The 16,536-nt window shown below is 69.0% G+C and carries 17 protein-coding genes; 4 read left to right on the top strand and 13 right to left on the bottom strand.

The annotated features are described in order from the left end of the window. Positions 1 to 396: 396 nt before the first annotated feature. Both NON22_RS09980 and NON22_RS09975 read left to right on the top strand, forming a co-directional pair. Complete coding sequence (locus tag NON22_RS09980) at positions 397 to 1,494, top strand: nucleotidyltransferase domain-containing protein (protein ID WP_257386783.1); 1,098 nt, start codon at positions 397 to 399, stop codon at positions 1,492 to 1,494. Beyond that, positions 1,491 to 2,252, top strand: a complete 762-nt coding sequence (locus tag NON22_RS09975; protein WP_257386782.1) for a nucleotidyltransferase domain-containing protein — start codon at positions 1,491 to 1,493, stop codon at positions 2,250 to 2,252. Before NON22_RS09980 ends, NON22_RS09975 begins: the two co-directional genes overlap by 4 nt. An 82-nt stretch (positions 2,253 to 2,334) precedes the next feature. Here NON22_RS09975 and NON22_RS09970 read toward each other — a convergent pair whose 3' ends face one another. The 4 genes from NON22_RS09970 to NON22_RS09955 form a co-directional block, all read right to left on the bottom strand. After that, a complete protein-coding gene (locus NON22_RS09970; RefSeq protein WP_257386781.1) occupies positions 2,335 to 3,021 on the bottom strand; it encodes an RNA ligase family protein in 687 nt (228 codons plus the stop codon). Next, entirely contained in the window at positions 3,011 to 3,550 is a 540-nt protein-coding gene (locus NON22_RS09965) for a hypothetical protein (RefSeq protein ID WP_257386780.1), read from the bottom strand. The genes NON22_RS09970 and NON22_RS09965 overlap by 11 nt, the downstream gene beginning before the upstream one ends. Then, on the bottom strand, positions 3,547 to 4,923 hold the full coding sequence (locus NON22_RS09960) for an AAA family ATPase (RefSeq protein WP_257386779.1): 1,377 nt from the start codon (positions 4,921 to 4,923) through the stop codon (positions 3,547 to 3,549). Before NON22_RS09960 ends, NON22_RS09965 begins: the two co-directional genes overlap by 4 nt. A 259-nt stretch (positions 4,924 to 5,182) precedes the next feature. Beyond that, on the bottom strand, positions 5,183 to 5,530 hold the full coding sequence (locus NON22_RS09955) for a cupin domain-containing protein (protein WP_257386778.1): 348 nt from the start codon (positions 5,528 to 5,530) through the stop codon (positions 5,183 to 5,185). 227 nt (positions 5,531 to 5,757) lie between these two features. Here NON22_RS09955 and NON22_RS09950 point away from each other — a divergent pair, with 227 nt between their 5' ends. Both NON22_RS09950 and NON22_RS09945 read left to right on the top strand, forming a co-directional pair. Continuing rightward, positions 5,758 to 6,222, top strand: coding sequence for a MarR family winged helix-turn-helix transcriptional regulator (locus tag NON22_RS09950; protein ID WP_257386777.1), 465 nt, complete (start codon positions 5,758 to 5,760; stop codon positions 6,220 to 6,222). Between the two features lie 143 nt (positions 6,223 to 6,365). Beyond that, on the top strand, positions 6,366 to 6,791 hold the full coding sequence (locus NON22_RS09945) for an organic hydroperoxide resistance protein (RefSeq protein WP_257386776.1): 426 nt from the start codon (positions 6,366 to 6,368) through the stop codon (positions 6,789 to 6,791). Between the two features lie 246 nt (positions 6,792 to 7,037). Here the strand turns inward: NON22_RS09945 and NON22_RS09940 are convergent, their stop codons facing one another. The 9 genes from NON22_RS09940 to NON22_RS09900 all read right to left on the bottom strand — a co-directional run. Continuing rightward, positions 7,038 to 7,709: a GNAT family N-acetyltransferase gene (locus NON22_RS09940; RefSeq protein ID WP_257386775.1), complete on the bottom strand. Its 672-nt coding sequence runs from the start codon at positions 7,707 to 7,709 to the stop codon at positions 7,038 to 7,040. Next, positions 7,706 to 7,873: a hypothetical protein gene (locus tag NON22_RS09935; RefSeq protein ID WP_257386774.1), complete on the bottom strand. Its 168-nt coding sequence runs from the start codon at positions 7,871 to 7,873 to the stop codon at positions 7,706 to 7,708. The genes NON22_RS09940 and NON22_RS09935 overlap by 4 nt, the downstream gene beginning before the upstream one ends. A 64-nt stretch (positions 7,874 to 7,937) precedes the next feature. Then, positions 7,938 to 10,097, bottom strand: coding sequence for a translocation/assembly module TamB domain-containing protein (locus tag NON22_RS09930; RefSeq protein WP_257386773.1), 2,160 nt, complete (start codon positions 10,095 to 10,097; stop codon positions 7,938 to 7,940). A gap of 251 nt (positions 10,098 to 10,348) precedes the next feature. Beyond that, positions 10,349 to 10,651, bottom strand: a complete 303-nt coding sequence (locus NON22_RS09925) for a hypothetical protein (protein WP_257386772.1) — start codon at positions 10,649 to 10,651, stop codon at positions 10,349 to 10,351. Between the two features lie 382 nt (positions 10,652 to 11,033). Next, positions 11,034 to 11,234, bottom strand: a complete 201-nt coding sequence (locus NON22_RS09920) for a hypothetical protein (RefSeq protein ID WP_257386771.1) — start codon at positions 11,232 to 11,234, stop codon at positions 11,034 to 11,036. A gap of 23 nt (positions 11,235 to 11,257) precedes the next feature. After that, positions 11,258 to 12,676: a dihydropyrimidinase gene (gene hydA / locus NON22_RS09915; protein WP_257386770.1), complete on the bottom strand. Its 1,419-nt coding sequence runs from the start codon at positions 12,674 to 12,676 to the stop codon at positions 11,258 to 11,260. 100 nt (positions 12,677 to 12,776) lie between these two features. After that, positions 12,777 to 14,267 (bottom strand): NCS1 family nucleobase:cation symporter-1, encoded by a 1,491-nt coding sequence (locus NON22_RS09910; protein ID WP_257386769.1) that lies wholly within the window; start codon positions 14,265 to 14,267, stop codon positions 12,777 to 12,779. 63 nt (positions 14,268 to 14,330) lie between these two features. Further along, on the bottom strand, positions 14,331 to 15,602 hold the full coding sequence (preA, locus tag NON22_RS09905) for an NAD-dependent dihydropyrimidine dehydrogenase subunit PreA (RefSeq protein WP_257386768.1): 1,272 nt from the start codon (positions 15,600 to 15,602) through the stop codon (positions 14,331 to 14,333). A 1-nt stretch (position 15,603) separates the two neighbouring features. Continuing rightward, a partial coding sequence (locus tag NON22_RS09900; protein ID WP_257386767.1) for an FAD-dependent oxidoreductase occupies positions 15,604 to 16,536 on the bottom strand: 933 nt, incomplete at its 5' end.

The raw sequence follows: 16,536 nt of genomic DNA, 5'->3' as shown, positions 1-16,536 counted from the left end.
CGCGCGGCCAGACGCGTGGCGCCGCCGTCCGCGGCGAAGGCCGGCGCCGCGGCGGCCAATGCCAGCAGCGCGACGGCGACGGTGGATGCCGCGATGCCGCGGGTCTGCTTTGCTCGTTGCATGAAACTCCCTCCGATCGAGCGCCCCCCGGCCCGCGCATGATAGGCGGCGGCGCCGGCGACGGAAGGCGACCATTTGGCATTTTGCGGCGGCACGCCGTCACGCAATCCGCAGGCGCCGCTTCGACGGCGGCCTCCGGACACGCAACGCTTCTTCGCGAGTCCGCAGCGCCGCGCGGCCGCGCCAGCCGGACGGCCGAGCCGGTGGTCGAATTCCGGGCGCAGGCCGCTTCATAATGGCCGGCCGCCGGCTTCGCCGGCCCGCTGCCGATCCTGCGTGGACACTCTCTACACCGCCGACCATCCGAGCGCTGCGCAGATCCTGTTCGACTGCGTCGCGGGCAGCCGCGCCTACGGCACGGCACACGCCGGCAGCGACGAGGACATCCGCGGCATCTTCGTGCTGCCGGCGGCCGCGTATCTCGATCTCGCGCCGCCGCCCAACCAGATCGCCGACGCGCGCAGCAACGTCGTCTACTACAGCCTGCGCCGCACGCTGGAACTGCTGGCCGCGGCCAACCCGAGCCTGCTCGAGCTGCTGTACATGCCGGCCGACTGCGTACGCCGCAGCTCGCCCGAGATGGAGCAGCTGCTGCGGCAGCGCGCGCTGTTCATCAGCCGCCGCTGCGCCGAGGCGCACATCGGCTACGCCTTCAGCCAGATCAGGAAGGCGCGCGGCCAGAACAAGTGGATCAACCAGCCCAAGTCCGAGCAGCCGCCGCGCAAGGAGGACTACTGCCACGTCGTCACGCGCGATCGCCTCGCCGGCGGCCCGGCGCCGTGCCGGCCGCAGAGCCTCGCCGCGAGCGGCCTGGACCTCGCGCACCATCATGCGGCGCGGCTCGAACACGCGCGCGACGTCTATCGGCTCTACGACGGCGGCGATGCCGCGCGCGGCGTGTTCCGCGGCGATGCGCTGGCCGTGGAGTCCATCGCGGCCGACGAGGAGTCCGCGCGCTTCGCCGGCCTGCTGCTGTTCAACGAGCAGGGCTGGAAGCAGGCGCTCGCCGACCACCAGAACTACTGGACCTGGCGGCGCGAACGCAACGAGGCGCGCTGGCGGCAGCAGGAAACCGGCGAGCTCGATTTCGACGCCAAGAACCTCATGCACACGATTCGTCTGCTGCTGTCGGGCAAGGCGATACTCGAACGCGGCGAGCCGCTGGTCCGCGTCACCGGTGAACCGCTGCAGCTGCTGCGCGATATCCGCGCGGGCCGCTATCGCTACGACGAGATCCTTTCGATGGCCGACGCGATCGTCGCCGACTGCGAGAACCTCAAGGCGCGCAGCGACCTGCCCGAAGAGACCGACGCCGCCGCGGCCAATGCGCTGCTGTTCCGACTGACCGAAGCCTGGGAGGCCCGCTGCCGATGACGCCGCAGATTCTCGACGCACTGGCCGCGATCGAGCGCGAACATGCCGTGCGTGTGCTGTTCGCGGCCGAATCCGGCAGCCGCGCCTGGGGCTTCGCCTCGCCCGACAGCGACTACGACGTGCGCTTCGTCTACGTGCATGCGCGCGACTGGTACCTGCGCCTGAGCGAACCGCGCGACGTCATCGAGCAGATGCTGCCCGACGATCTGGACGTCAGCGGCTGGGATCTGCGCAAGGCGCTGCGCCTGTTCGCCCGCAGCAACGTCGCGCTGTACGAGTGGCTGGGCTCGCCGATCGTCTATCGCGAGGATCCGGCTTTCGCCGCTCCGGCGCGCGCCCTGATCGCACGCCATTTCCAGCCGGCCGCGGCGATGCATCACTACCTCGGCACGGCGCGCACGACGTTCCACGAACACCTCGCCGGCGAAACCGTGCGGCTGAAGAAGGTGTTCTATTTCCTGCGCCCCATCCTCGCTTGCCGCTGGATAGAACACGCGCGCAGCCAGCCGCCGACCGCGTTCGCCGAGCTCGTCGCCGCCGGCTGGGTCGACGACGCCGAACGCACGGCGATAGCCGCCCTGCAGCAGCGCAAGCAGCTCGCCTCCGAAGCCGACCGCGAGGCGCTGGATCCGGCGCTCGCGCAGTGGATGCGCGACCAGCTCGAGCACTACGCGCACGTCGGTCCGTCGCTCGCGCGCCGCGTCGACGGCAGCCTCGACGAGCTCGACGCGCTGATGGCGGCGCTCTGCACCGGCTGACGCCGGCGGGATGCACCTCGCCCCGGCTCGAGTGCGCTTCCGCTCCGGCGCACCCGGAACGGCCCGGACATCCCGTGCGAGCTCAGTCGCCGAGCCGGTTCCAGTGCAGCGGGCGGCTGCGCCAGTGCTCCTCGATGCTCTGTGCGAAATCGGCCCGGACCAGTTTCGCGCGCGCAACCAGCATATCTTCCGTCTCGGCACGGACGACGATGCCCTCCATCGGCCCGTCGCGATAGCTGCTGCGGGTGTCTCGCAGCAGGTTCTTCAACGCGGGCTGGCTGAACCGCCCGCGAGCCACGCGTTCCACCGGCACGACGCCGGCCTGCTCCGCCCACGCGTCCCTGCGAGCAGTACTCCAGAAACAACCGCGTTCGCGATCGTAGATGTCGAAAAGCAGCCACCAGTCCGGCAGCGTGTCGTAGTCCAACGAATGCTGTGCCGCGCACCATTCCCCGAACGCGATCAGCGCAGGGGTCAGGCGCGCGGCAAGCCGTTCCTCGTGCACTGCCAGCCAGTCCGGCAAGCGGGCGAACTGGCCACCGAACGGTGCGTGCAGGTATTGCCCGCGATTTTGCGAGCGCAGCCGTCCTTCCTGGTCGAGCGACAACCCCAGATTGGCGCCGTCGAGCTTTTCCTCGATCACAACGTCGCCGGCCAGCAGTCCGGCGGCATCGGCCGGCGACAGCACCTTGTCGTCGCGCGGCGTGCCACTGCCCAGCCAGGCCAGGTGCGGCGTGTGAGGAAAACGGAAAAAAGGATCATTTTCCATTCGGAAGATCCGGCGCGGGCCGATCGGGGAACTTCTTGCCGTAGAAGGCTCGCGCGTCCGCGGGACAGAGAAACTCCACGGGAATGCCGTGCGTCGCGAGCGCCGGCCACCAGGCGAGCCACTTGCTGTCCGCCGCCTGCCAGATGGCCGGCTTGTCCGGATGGGCGTTCGATACCGCCACGAACTTCCGGTCCGACGGATCGAACGCATCCTGGAGCTCGGCATCGGGGAATTCGACGTAGCTTTCCACCGCGGTTTCGTGAATCGGGACCTGATGCACGCGGTCGGCGTTGTTCTTGTTCTGCAGAAGCCATTTCAGAAATGTGTCGCCGACACCTTTGGGCTGACCGGGCCGGGTCTTGTGCTGGTACTCGCCCAGGATCCGGAACGCGTCGTCGACGACGACGACGCCCTCCCTGCGCCGGGCCTCCAGCCGTGCGATGCAGGCAAGGCGGCAAGCCGCGGACACATCCGGATGACTGCCGTTAGCGACGAGCAGCACGTTCGTGTCGATGACGGCGGCGCTCACGTCCGGTCCCGGCCGTCGTCGGCCCGGCGCCGCAGCGCCGCCGTCGTCCGCGCGACGATGTCGGCCATGTCGTCGCCAAAGAAATTCTCGGGCCAGTTCTCGATCTCGCCGAAAGAATCGACCCTGAGCCGCTCCATCTCCGCCGCTGCGCCCTGTCGATTGACGAAATAGATGGCGACATCCTCGGCTGGAATCGTCTCCTCGGCGATCCTGCGCTGCAGGCGCGCGAGAAGGTGCTCGGAATGCGTCTCGACGATGAGCTGCGCGTTGCGCGGAGCGCCGTCCTCATAGGAACGGACGGCGCTGATGAATACATCGGCAAGATTGGACTGCGCCATCGGATGGAGATGGATTTCCGGCTGCTCCATCCAGACCGTGGAGTCGCGCGGAGCGTAGAAAGCCTGCACCAATGCCGGAAGCACTTGCGAGACGCCGAATCCGACGTCGGTGAGACGTACCTCGTCAGCGGCCGGATGCGTTCTGACCATGACCTCGTATTCCTTTCGTCCCTTGGCCACCGGGCGGACAGCGAAGCTGTCGATGATGCCGAGTTCCTTGAGCCAGTTCGCCACGAATTCGTCGAAGCGCAGAACGCGCTGTCTGTATCCCCGGTTGAGCTTGCGCTCCTGCGCAGCGGCAGCCAGCAGGGCGGCGACGGCGGCCTCGCCCTGCACGCCCACGTCGGGCGGCGTCTGGCCGGACCATTGATAGACGCGCTGCGGCGGCCGCCGCAACGGCCCCAGGAAGTACAGTCGTTCCAGCATCGTTTCGGTCTGCAGCGCGAAGTCGGCGAGGAAATCGGCATTCTGGTAGCGCAGCAGCGTGCGGTCGGCGAAGCGATAGAACTTCTCGGGAGGCTCGATCGGCCACTTGCGGCCCTGCGCATGGATCAGCCGCAGCGGCTCGCAGTCGAGCGTCTTCGGCGTGTGCTCCACGGACAGGACGACCTGACCGCGGGCCAAGAGGTCGTAACGGAAACATTCGGTCTGCGGCTGCTCGGCTGCGTCGGCGCGCAGCGCGCAGCTGAGCCGCAGCTCCTCGCCGCGGAAAGCCAGCCGCTCGTCCAGAGCGTTTTTCACCGTCAGCGGCGACGACGGGCGCCAGCGCACGGAGAATTCAAGGGCCAGTTCCAGATCGTGGCCGTGCAGGCAGTCGGCGAACGTGCCGAGATCGATCAGCGACGTCTCGTCGCCCAGATGCAGGGCACGCCGGCGGTCGGAGATCTGCACGGTCTGCTTCAGCGCCTGCAGAAGGTGGCCGAGGCTGGACTTGCCCGAGCTGTTGGTGCCGAAGATCACGGTCAGCGGCGCCAGTCGAACCGGCCCCGTGTCCCGCCATGCCTTGAAGTTCTTGATGCTCAGTTCAGTCAGCATGAAAGGCTTCCCGGATGCCTAGACGGATGCAGGGGCGGGTGACGCAGGGGCGGGGACGACAGTCCGACGCGCGCACCGCACCGCCGCACTGGCCGCAAAGAACCTTACGTCCAAGCCGCTCGCATTATCGGCGATCGGCAACGCCGCACCTAGGGCCGTCGCGACCGCTTGGGCATGCGCCGGGGTGTCTGCTGCGGCGTCTCGCCTGCGCGGCCCGCCGCATGGCGCGGCCGGCGGCAGGCCGCACGGATCACAGGGCTCAGGACGCCGGCTTGCCGGCCGCCCGCGGCTCGCCGCCGGCCGTATAGGCCGGCGGTGCGTAGAAGTTCAGGGTCTTCAGCATCGTGCGGCCGGTGTTGCGGATCTCGTGGCGCTCGCCGCGCTCGATCAGCAGCAGGCTGCCGGCCTTGAGCGGGCGCCGCTTGCCGTCGATGAATGCCACGCCGCTGCCGTCGATCACGTACAGCCACTGGTCCGCGCCGCGATGACGATTGTCCGGGCCGCCTTCGCGGCCGCCGGGCGCGATGACCATTTCCGCCGCCTGAACGCGCCGGTGATCGAACACGACGCGGAAACCCTTGCCCAGGCGCAGCGACTTGTACTTCATGGGTGCCTCCGGAGCAGCCTGACCGTCCACGATGCTGCCGTCCTGAATGAGCAGCCCACGTGAACGCGGTGCGGCGACGTGCGGCGGCGTGAGCGAGCCGCGGGGAACGTCCGCAGCGGCCTCGGCGGCGCGGACGCAACGGCGGCACGACGGCTCGGCAACGGCACCGGCCGGCTACGACTAAAGTCGCTTGCAAATAAATAGCACGCTATCTAATATGCCGTCCCATGAAGACCCGGACCGCCGCCAAACCGAACGCCGCCTCGGCCCTGCTGCTGGACCAGCAGCTCTGCTTCGCGCTGTACTCGGCCAACCTCGCGATGCACAAGGTCTACCGTCCGCTGCTCGGCGAGCTCGGCCTGACCTACCCGCAATACCTCGTGCTGCTCGTGCTCTGGGAGCAGGACGCGCAGACCGTGTCGGCGATCGGCGAGCGCCTGTTCCTCGATTCGGCCACGCTGACGCCGCTGCTCAAGCGCCTCGAGGCCGCCGGCCTGCTGACACGCACGCGTGCGGTAGAGGACGAACGCCAGGTCATCATTGCATTGACGGCCGAGGGACGGCAGCTGCGCCAGCGCGCGCAGTCGATTCCGCAAGCCGTATTCTGCGCGGCCGCCTGCACGACCGGCGAACTGCGGACGATCAAGACCGAACTCGAGAAACTGCGCGACAACCTCGCGCGGCAGGAGTGATCCGCCGCCGCTGAAGCAGGCGCACATCGGATCAATGAATAGCAAGCGATTGAATAGCTGTCGATGATTCTGGATCCGCACGGCAATCCCGCCGGCGGAATCCGCCGCACCACCCAACCCACCCCACGCAACAGGAGATTCCCATGTCCATCGCCAACGTTCTCTACCGCGCCCAGGCCAAGGCTACCGGCGGCCGTGACGGCCAGGCCAGCTCCACCGACGGCGCGCTGTCGGTCAAGCTGTCGACGCCGCGCGAACTCGGCGGCGCCGGCGGCAGCGGCACGAATCCGGAGCAGCTGTTCGCCGCCGGCTATTCGGCCTGCTTCATCGGCGCGCTGAAGTTCGTCGCCGGCCAGCAGAAGATCGCGCTGCCGGCCGACACCAGCATCGAAGGCCTCGTCGGCATCGGCCAGATCCCGCAGGGCTTCGGCATCGAAGTCGAATTGCGCATCACCATCCCCGGCCTGCCGCGCGAGCAGGCCCAGGCTCTCGTCGACAAGGCCCACCAGGTCTGCCCGTACTCCAACGCGACGCGCGGCAATATCGACGTGACGTTGACGGTGGTCTGAGCGAATACCGGCGCGCGGCGTCAGCGCCGCGCGCCGCGTCGGCTCGGGTGAGTCGCAGGCGAACTGCACGCCGAGTCATCGGCAGATCGGACAACCTTGGACGAAGCAGCTCCGATCATCGCCGTCATGTGCAATCGGCACGGGCCGACGCGGACCGGCACGATGCGTCCGCAACAGAATCACCGCGGGCGTTGCGGTTCGCTGCGCTCGGCGCAACCTGCGTTATCGCCGGCAACCGGCACCAGTTCAACGCTGCAACACGTAATGTGCCAGCACGACGCGATCGGCATAGCCGAGGTGTTCGTAAATGCGCTTCGCGCGCGTGTTCGTCGCGCTGACGTGCAGGAACGGCCGGCGGCCGGCGGCGGCGATGCGGCGAGTGGCCAGCGCGACGAGGCGCTGGGCGTAGCCGCGGCCGAGGTGGTCGGGATGGGTGCAGACGCCGCTGATCTCGCGCCAGCCCGGCAGCGACATGCGTTCGCCGGCCATCGCGGCGAGGCGGCCGTCGGCGTAGATGCCGAGATAGCGGCCCATGCGCGGCGTTTCGCGGCGGAAGTAGCCCGGATAGACGAGCGCGGTCAGCGCGAGCATGTCGGCGAGGTGTTCGGGGCCGAGCTCGACGGTCGGCGGACCCGGCGGCACGTCGGGCGCGTCGGCGCAGACCATCTGGTCGATGACGCCGTGGTCGTGCAACTGCCAGCCGGGCACCTGCGGCGGAATCACGCCGACGAGATAGCAGGTCTCGCGTTCGCCGAGACGCTCGGCCAGTGCGCGGCCGCAGCGCGTGTCGGCCGCGGCCACGCCGACGAACGGCGCGACCTCGGCCCGATACGCAGCGGCGAGTGCGTCGCCGCCGCCGAGCGCCGCATGATCGCTGCACAGCGCCTGCCAGATCGGATTGTCGGGTGCCGCGCTCATCGTGGCGTCTCCGCGTCGGCCGCCGCGGCGACGCGCAGCAGGGTCCACTGGCTGGGCGCCGCATCGCCCCCGCGGCGTTCGCGCCGGCGGCGCATGCCGCCTTCGCGGCTGCGCGTGCGCGAGGCCATCTCGCGCTGGCGCTGCTGACTCTTTCTCTTGCGCATGCGTACTGCCGTCGACGTCGTGAAGTGAACCGCGCGTATTCTGCCGCAGCGCGCCGGCTTCAGGTCAGCGCAGCGGCGGCAGCAGTCGCGGCTGCGCGGCGAACCACTCGGCGGCCTTGAGCAGATGGAACTTGCGGTCGCCGTCCTTGAGCTCAAGGCCCAGGCCGAGCCGCGCCCAGCGCAGGAACAGATCGCCCTGGGCGCGCTTCTGCGCGAGGCGCAGGCGCGCCTTGAGCTCGAAGCGGTCGTTGCTGACGGCGAGATCCTCCAGCAGAATGGTCGCGTCGCGCACGACTGCGCGCGTGGACGCGACGACCTCGCCGGCATCGAACAGGCGCAGCACCCAGCGCGGATAGTCCTTGTGCCGCGTGAACAGCGCGAGCAGCAGGCTCACGTCGCGCAGGCGCACCTGCGCCGTCGCGTCGATGCGCAGCGGCATGCCCCATTGCAGCCGGCCGCGGTCGAAGCGCAGGTCGGCCCACCAGTCTCCGGGCGACGCGCGCTCAGGATCGCTGACCTTGACATTGCGCAGGCCCAGCCGCGTGCCGTCGAGCACGAATTCCTCGGCGCCGAGATCGGCGCGTGCGAGCTGCGCATCCACGTCGACGTCGCCGCTGAACTCCAGATCGTTTGCGGCCAGCTGCGCGCGGCGCGCCTGCACCTGCAGGCGTCCCTTGCCGACCTTGCCTACGGTGTCGAGCTCGATGTCGCCGCTGAGCTGGCCGCGGCCGCCGAGAAAGCGCAGCGCATGACCCGGCAGATAGCGGTTCAGCGCGCGCAGCTCGGGCACGTCGGCGCGGTCGAACAGCAGGCGCGCGCGCAGCGAATCGCGGAACTCGATGACGCGGCCGGCCGAACGCAGCTCCAGGCGCAGACCCTTGCCGCGGACCATCGACTGTTGCGGCGTATCGGCCGCGGCGACGTCGAATTGCGCGACCGTGATGTCCACGCGCGGCCGCAACTCGCCGGCTTCTGTGTCGACGCGACCGCCGGCACGGGCGCGGCCGGTGAAACGCTGACCCTGCACGTCCGCCTGCCAGGCCGCATCGGGAATCTGCAAGGTGCTGCCCGCGTCGATGCGGCCGTCCTTGAGCAGCACCTTCGCGATGACCTCGCCGGCACCGACGAGCTGCAGCCAGGGCGCCTTGGCCAGCAGCGGCCCGAACCAGTCCAGCGAGTCGAAGCGCCATTGCAGATCGACCGTGCCGGAGACGCGCGGCAGCAGCGGCGGCGCGCCGTCGCCGCCGAACACGGTACGACCGGCAATACGCAGGTCGGCCGCGGCGCGCCCGCTGCCCGACGGCGGCGGCGGCAGATCGAGCTTCAGCGCGATCGCGTCGTCGACCTGGGCCTGCAGGTGCGCGTGCTGGGTCCAGTGGCGGCCGGCCGCGTCGCTGGCGTGCAGCGGCAGGTCCAGGGTCAAGGCATCGCCGTGCTGCAGCTGACCGCGAACCAGCGACAGCGACGCGTGGATCTTGCCGCCCTCGCCCTGCTGCACGGCGCCGCGCCAGCGCGGCTCCTCGTCCATGTGCACGGCGAACGCGGGTACTTTGCCGTCGACGCGCAGCTGCGCCTGCGCGAGCGCGAGCCGGCGCCAGCCCGATGCCTGTTCGCGCGTATGCCGCGGCAGCGCGAAGGAGGCCGACAGGGTCGCGTCGCGCAGCCAGTCCACTTCGCCGTGCCGCAGAGTCGCGACCGCGAGCGACGCCTGCGACGGAAAGATCTCCAGTGCGCCGCCGCGCAGCTGCTTCCAGAAACCGAACACGGCGTGGGCGTGCGTCTTCAGCGCGTAGTCGCCCCAACGCACGGCGCGCAGGCTGTCGGTTTCGATATGCGGGAAATGCAGTATCCAGCCGCCGGCGCGCGGCGGCGCCGGATCGAGTTCCTGTGCTGCGGCGAAACTGCCGCTGACTTCGTCGGCGCGGACCGCGTCGATGCGCAGCTCACGCTGCAGCAGCGGCAGCAGCGCGATACGGCCCGCGACGCGATCCGCCGCCGCATCCCAGGCAATGCGCCGCGCATGGCCGCGAAACTTCGCGCGCCAGAGCACGACGTGGCCGGGATACAGGCTCAGGCCGCGATCCCAGTGCATGCTGAAACGCTCGGGCTTGCGATTGATCAGGCCCGGCGCGAATCCCGCATTCAGGAACACGTTCGCGGCGAGCAGGTACAGCGCGAAGGCGATGGCCAGAAGCCAGCCGATCCGACGCAGGGTTCTGGCCACGAGGCAGCTCCGGCAACGATAGCCACGAGCATGCCTCAAGCGGCAGCCGCGGCGGAAGCCGCGGCGACGGCGTCAGTTGCTGACCAATGCAGGAAGACGATGCATCGGCGAGGCGGCGCAACGCAGGGCGAGCGCAGCAATGCAGGAGTCGAAGCCGCTGCAGGCAGCACGGCGAGAAAGCGGCGCGCACCGCGGCAGCAGCGGCACGCGCATTCGGTTACGGCCTGAACGGGCGCCTCAGCCGGGGAACCTCATGAGCCGGACTCGGCCTGGCGCAGCAGCGCCACCGCGACCGGACGGCCTTCCTGCCGCGCCTTGTAGATCGCGAGCAGCGCTTCGTAGCGCTGCTGGCCGACCGCGTCGGTGAACTGGCGCTTGACCTGCACGTACGACGCCTTGAACTCCGGATACGCCGCCGACGCGCCGAACAGCATCGCGACCTGGCGCGTGTTGAGGCCGGACTCCTGCGCCAGCACGTTCAGATCGATGGATTTGCCTGCGATTGCCGGAGAGCCGCACAGAGCCAGGGCAAGCGCGAAGTAGCGAGCTTTCATGATGACCTCCACTCGGGCACGTCGGACTGCGGGCCGACGCCGCGCGATCGTTGCGATCGCTGGCCGTCGCGCGCGGCGCGGCGGCCTGTGGTCATCTGATGCGAAGACGCGGCGCTTCGCTGCGCAAAGCCCGCATAGCGGCAAGAAACGCACATTGTCGGCACCGCGAGCGGCAGAACTGCAACGCCGCCTCCGCGAAGACGCCGCGGATACCGCGCAATTCCCGCAACCTCGTGCGGCGATGTCCGGGGCGGTTCGCACATACCGCCGGTGAGCCGCGGGAAAACCGCGATGCATTTGCGTCGCGAGAAGGTCGTAACGCAGCAAGCCGAAGCGGCGGCACGCGTGCGTTTACGGCATCACGGCCGCAAACCACGTCGCTTCAGTTTCTCCGCGACGCCGGCGCCTCCACGTCGCGGTTCGCTGCGCTCACCGCGACCTGCGAGTCGGCTTCCCATGCTGCAGTCGCGTCGGTGCTGCAGCGCCGGTACGCGTCGTCGATCGCGCCGCCGGCGTCGAGGCAGGCGTCGACGGCGAACCAGCGGCGAACCGGAACGACCATGGCGAGCGCAGCGGGCAGCAACAGCCCTACGAACACGCGAGGATTCACGGCTGCGCGCGCCGCTTCGCATTCGCCTCGAAGTAATTCGCCTGCAGCGGCCGCGGCAGATAGCGGCCGGCGCCGCGCTCGGCACGCAGGTCGCCGTCGCTCCAGACCAGCTTGCCGGCCGCGATCGTATGCCGCGCGAGGCCCTGCACGGTGCGGCCTTCGAAGATGTTGAAGTCGACGTTCTGGTGATGCGTCTTCGCCGAGATCGTGCGCGTGGCCTGCGGATCCCAGACCACGAGGTCGGCATCGGCGCCGACTTCGACGGCGCCCTTGCGCGGATACAGGTTGAAGATGCGCGCGGCGTTGGTCGAGGTCACCGCGACGAATTCGCTCGGCGTCAGCCGCCCGCTGTTCACGCCGTAGTGCCAGAGCACGCCCATGCGGTCCTCCACACCGCCACAGCCGTTCGGAATACGCGTGAAGTCGTCCTTGCCGGCGGCTTTCTGCGGCGCGCAGAAGGTGCAGTGGTCGGTCGCCGTCGTGTGCAGATGGCCGGCCTGCAGCGCCTGCCACAAGGCCTCCTGGTGCTCCTTCGGCCGGAACGGCGGGCTCATGACGTGGGCCGCGGCGCGTGTGAAATCCGGATCCTGGTAGACCGAGTCGTCGATGAGCAGATGACCGCCGAGCACTTCGCCGAACACGCGCTGGCCTTCGCCGCGTGCGCGCGCGATTTCCTGCACGGCTTCGCGCGCCGACACGTGGACGATGTACAGCGGCACACCGATGACTTCGGCGATGCGGATCGCACGATTGGCCGCCTCGCCCTCGACGGCGCTGGGCCGTGACAGCGGATGCGACGACGGCCCGGTCTTGCCTTCGGCCAGCAGCTGCTTCTGCAGCTGGAACACGAGCTCGCCGTTTTCCGCGTGCACGGTCGGCAGTGCGCCGAGTTCCAGCGCACGGCGGAAGCTGTTCACGAGGATCTCGTCGTCGGCCATGATGGCGCCCTTGTACGCCATGAAGTGCTTGAAGCTGGCGACGCCGTGTTCCTGCGCGAGCACGCCCATCTCGCGATGCACCGACTCGTCCCACCAGGTCACCGCGACGTGGAACGCGTAGTCGGACGCGGCCTTCCCGGCCCAGCTGCGCCAGGTGTGAAACGCCTCGAGCAGCGACTGCCTGGGATTCGGAATCACGAAGTCGATGATGCTGGTCGTGCCGCCGGCCAGGCCCGCGGCCGTGCCCGAATAGAAATCGTCGCTGGCCACCGTGCCCATGAACGGCAGTTCCATGTGCGTGTGCGGATCGATGCCGCCGGGCATCACGAGCTGGCCGCCCGCATCGACGACATCGGCGCCGGCCGGCGCGGCGAGATCCGCGCCGATCTGCACGATGCGGCCGCCGGCGCAGAGCACGTCGGCGCGGTAGCTGTGGGTGGAATCGACGACGGTGCCGCCGCGGATCAGAAGGGTCATGTGGGTCTCCAACGGCTACGTGTGTGCGGCGGCAGCAGGCGGGGTTTGGAAATCATGCGGAAAACGAACGGGTTCGCGTCGGGGCGATTCAGGCCACCGCTCACCCGCGCGCCTCGGCCGAGGTCATGCGTACCGACTTCCCGCGCATCAGCGTCGCGTACACGGCGGCGGAAATGCCGAGCCCGGCGAACCAGGCGTAGGTGTACAGGGTCTTGAAGAACGCCGGCGTGCCGGCGAAGGACTGCGGGAACGCCGCGTGCAGGAACCCCGGCAGGTTCGGCAGCACGCCGGCCAGCAGCGCGACGACCGCGGCGACGTTCCAGCCGTTGCGGTAGGCGTAGGCGCCGCGCTCGTCGAACAGTTCCTTGAGGTCCAGCCGCGTGTCGCGCAGCAGGTAATAGTCGACGAGCATGATGCCGGCCACGGGTCCGAGCAGCGCCGAATAGCCGACGAGCCAGGTGAAAATATAGCCTTCGGTGCTTTCGAGAATCTTCCACGGCATCGCGAGCAGCGCGATGCCCGCGGTGATGAGTCCGCCGGTCTTGTACGAGATGCGGCGCGGATTCAGGCTCGCGAAATCGTAGGCCGGGCCGACGAGGTTGGCCGCGAGGTTGCAGCACATCGTGTCCAGGGTCAGCACGAGCAGCGCGAGGCCGACGCCGATGCCGGTGAAGCGGCTGGACAGGTCGACCGGATCCCAGATCGCCTTGCCGTAGATCACGACGGTCGCCGAGGTCACGATGACCGACATCAGCGCGAGCAGGCCCATCGGCACGGGCAGGCCGATAGTCTGGCCGACGAGTTGGTCGCGCTGCGAGCGCGCGAAGCGCGTGAAGTCGGGAATGTTCAGCGCCAGGGTCGCCCAGAAGCCGACCATCGCCGTCAGCGACGGCCAGAACACGGCCCAGAACTGTCCGGCCTTCTCGCCGCCGTCGACGAATTTCGACGGCATGGCCATCATGCTGCCGAAGCCGCCGGCGTGGCTCAGCGCCCAGCCGACGAGGAACAGGCACATGACGATCTTGATCGGCGCCGACACGGTTTCGAGCCAGCGTATCGATTCGGTGCCGTGCACGACGAAGTAGAGCTGCAGCGCCCAGAACGCGAGGAAGCAGACCAGCTGGCCGAGGTTGATGCCGAGCAGCGGCAGCGGATCGGCATGCAGCGCGTTGCCGGTGATGATGTTCAGCAGGGTGTACATGGCCAGGCCGCCGAACCAGGTCTGGATGCCGTACCAGCCGCAGGCCACGACGGCGCGCAGCAGCGCCGGCAGCTTGGCGCCCTGCGTGCCGAACGAGGAACGCACGAGCACCGCGTACGGAATGCCGTATTTCGCGCCCGCGTGGCCGATCAGCAGCATCGGCACGAGCACGATCGCATTGCCGAGCAGCACCGTCGTCACGGCCTGCCATGGCGACATGCCCTGGTCGATGAGCCCGGCCGCCAGGGTGTAGGACGGTATGCACATGACCATGCCGACCCAGAGCGCGGCGAAGTGATACCAGGTCCAGGTCCGCTGCGCGGCCGTCGTCGGCGCGAGGTCGGCGTTGTAGAGCTCTCCCTGCGGTACGGCGGTGTCGCTGGCGGTCATCGGCGGCTCCGGGCGGCTGGTCTCGGGTCGGTGCGAGGTCATAGGGGGTCGTCGTGGCGCGCGCTACGCCGGTTCCTTCACGCGCGCCGGATTGTTCGGATGCGTGGTCCAGTTCGCGTAGCTGCCGTTGTCGACGCGCTGCATCGTGATGCAGTTGTCGACCGGGCAGACGTGCATGCAGAGGTTGCAGCCCACGCATTCGGCGTCGACGACCTCGAAGTGGCGCTTGCCGTCCTTCTCCTTGAGGATGGCCTGGTGCGCCGTGTCCTCGCAGGCGATGTGGCAGAGCCCGCACTTGATGCATTTGTCCTGGTCGATGCGCGCCTTGATGTCGTAGTTGAGGTTCAGGTACTTCCAGTCGGTCACGTTGGGTACGGCCAGCCCGCGGAAATCCTCGAGCGTGCGATAGCCCTTCTGGTCCATCCAGTTCGCGAGGCCGGCGATCATGTCGTCGACGATGCGGAAGCCGTAGTGCATGGCCGCCGTGCAGACCTGCACGTTGCCGGCGCCCAGCGCCATGAATTCGGCCGCGTCGCGCCAGGTGCCGATGCCGCCTATGGCCGAGATCGGCAGGTTCGGCGTCTCGAGATCGCGCGCGATCTCGGCGACCATGTTCAGCGCGATCGGCTTGACCGCCGGGCCGCAGTAGCCGCCGTGCGTGCCCTTGCCGTCGACGGTCGGCGTCGGCGCCATGAGGTCCAGATCGACCGAGACGATGGAGTTGATCGTATTGATCAGCGACACCGCGTCGGCGCCGCCGCGATAGGCCGCGCGCGCCGAGTGGCGGATGTCGGTGATGTTCGGCGTCAGCTTGACGATGCACGGCAGGCGCGAATGCTGCTTGACCCAGCGCGCGACCTGTTCGACGTACTCGGGCACCTGGCCGACGGCCGAGCCCATGCCGCGCTCGGACATGCCGTGCGGGCAGCCGAAGTTCAGCTCCACGGCGTCGCAGCCGGTGTCCTCGACCATCGGCAGTATGGTTTTCCACGACTGCTCGTCGCAGGGCACCATCAGCGAGACGATCATCGCGCGGTCGGGCCAGTCGCGCTTGACCTGGCGGATCTCGTCGAGATTGACCTTGAGCGGCCGGTCGGTGATGAGCTCGATGTTGTTGAGGCCGGCGATGCGCTGGCCGTTCCACTGCACCGCGCCGTAGCGCGAGCTCACGTTGACGACGTGCGGATCCAGGCCGAGCGTCTTCCAGACCACGCCGCCCCAGCCGGCCTCGAACGCGCGGATGACGTTGTAGGCCTTGTCGGTCGGCGGCGCGGACGCGAGCCAGAACGGATTCGGCGAACGCACGCCGACGAAGTTGTTGCGCAGGTCTGCCATCTCAGTTCTCCGCCGTGCCGTTGCCGCTCAGCCGCGCGTGGATCGCGCGTGCGGCGCGTTTGCCGTCCTCGACCGACTGGACCGTCAGGTCGACCTTGCCGCCGACGCAGTCGCCGCCGGCCCAGACGCCGCGCACCGAGGTCTCGAATTCCGCGTTGACCGCGATGCGGCCGTTGCGGATCTCGATGACGGCGCTGCCGTCGCCGTCCGTGCGCGGCGCGACGAGGGTCTGGCCGATGGCCTTGAGCACGGTGTCGGCGGCCAGGGTGAAGTAGTCGCCGCTGCCGAGCAGGCGGCCGTTCGCGTCGAGCTGGGTATATTCGAATTCGATGGCGGCGACCGCGCCGCCGCCGAGGATGCGCCGCGGCTGGGCCCATTCGATCACGTTGACGCCTTCGGTCTTCGCGAACTCCTGCTCCGCCGACGTCGCGCTCATGCTCGTGCCGCTGCGGCGGTAGACCAGGGTCACCGATTCGGCGCCGAGCTTCTTGCTCTGCACCGCCGCGTCGATCGCGGTATTGCCGCCGCCGATCACGACGACACGGCGGCCGACCGGCAGCTTCGCGAGGTCGGGACATTGGCGCAGGTCGGCGATGAAGTCGACCGCGTTGCGCACACCGGCCAGCGCCTCGCCTTCGATGCCGAGCGCGTTGACGCCGGTCAGGCCGAGGCCGAGGAAGACCGCGTCGTAGTCGCGGCGCAGCTCGGCGAGCTGCAGGTTGTCGCCGAGCGCGCGCTCGCCCTGCCAGGTGATGCCGCCGATCGACAGCAGCCAGTCGATCTCGCGTCCGGCGAAATCGAGCACCTTGTATTCGGCGATGCCGTATTCGTTGAGACCGCCGGGACGCGGCTTCGCGTCGAAGACCGCGACCTCGTGGCCGGCGCGCGCGAGCGCATGCGCGCAGGCCAGGCCCGCGGGGCCGGCGCCGACGAC

The sequence above is a fragment of the Tahibacter caeni genome (assembly GCF_024609805.1).
Lineage (GTDB): Bacteria > Pseudomonadota > Gammaproteobacteria > Xanthomonadales > Rhodanobacteraceae > Tahibacter > Tahibacter caeni.
This window is presented reverse-complemented; position numbering and strand designations above follow the sequence as displayed.

Excerpts from the sequence above, each read along its gene's own strand:
- NON22_RS09975 (WP_257386782.1), top strand. The coding sequence starts at position 1,491 with ATGACGCCGCAGATTCTCGACGCACTGGCCGCGATCGAGCGCGAACAT.
- NON22_RS09970 (WP_257386781.1), bottom strand. The coding sequence starts at position 3,021 with ATGGAAAATGATCCTTTTTTCCGTTTTCCTCACACGCCGCACCTGGCC.
- NON22_RS09960 (WP_257386779.1), bottom strand. The coding sequence starts at position 4,923 with ATGCTGACTGAACTGAGCATCAAGAACTTCAAGGCATGGCGGGACACG.
- NON22_RS09955 (WP_257386778.1), bottom strand. The coding sequence starts at position 5,530 with ATGAAGTACAAGTCGCTGCGCCTGGGCAAGGGTTTCCGCGTCGTGTTC.
- NON22_RS09950 (WP_257386777.1), top strand. The coding sequence starts at position 5,758 with ATGAAGACCCGGACCGCCGCCAAACCGAACGCCGCCTCGGCCCTGCTG.
- NON22_RS09945 (WP_257386776.1), top strand. The coding sequence starts at position 6,366 with ATGTCCATCGCCAACGTTCTCTACCGCGCCCAGGCCAAGGCTACCGGC.
- NON22_RS09940 (WP_257386775.1), bottom strand. The coding sequence starts at position 7,709 with ATGAGCGCGGCACCCGACAATCCGATCTGGCAGGCGCTGTGCAGCGAT.
- NON22_RS09935 (WP_257386774.1), bottom strand. The coding sequence starts at position 7,873 with ATGCGCAAGAGAAAGAGTCAGCAGCGCCAGCGCGAGATGGCCTCGCGC.
- NON22_RS09925 (WP_257386772.1), bottom strand. The coding sequence starts at position 10,651 with ATGAAAGCTCGCTACTTCGCGCTTGCCCTGGCTCTGTGCGGCTCTCCG.
- hydA (WP_257386770.1), bottom strand. The coding sequence starts at position 12,676 with ATGACCCTTCTGATCCGCGGCGGCACCGTCGTCGATTCCACCCACAGC.
- NON22_RS09910 (WP_257386769.1), bottom strand. The coding sequence starts at position 14,267 with ATGACCGCCAGCGACACCGCCGTACCGCAGGGAGAGCTCTACAACGCC.
- preA (WP_257386768.1), bottom strand. The coding sequence starts at position 15,602 with ATGGCAGACCTGCGCAACAACTTCGTCGGCGTGCGTTCGCCGAATCCG.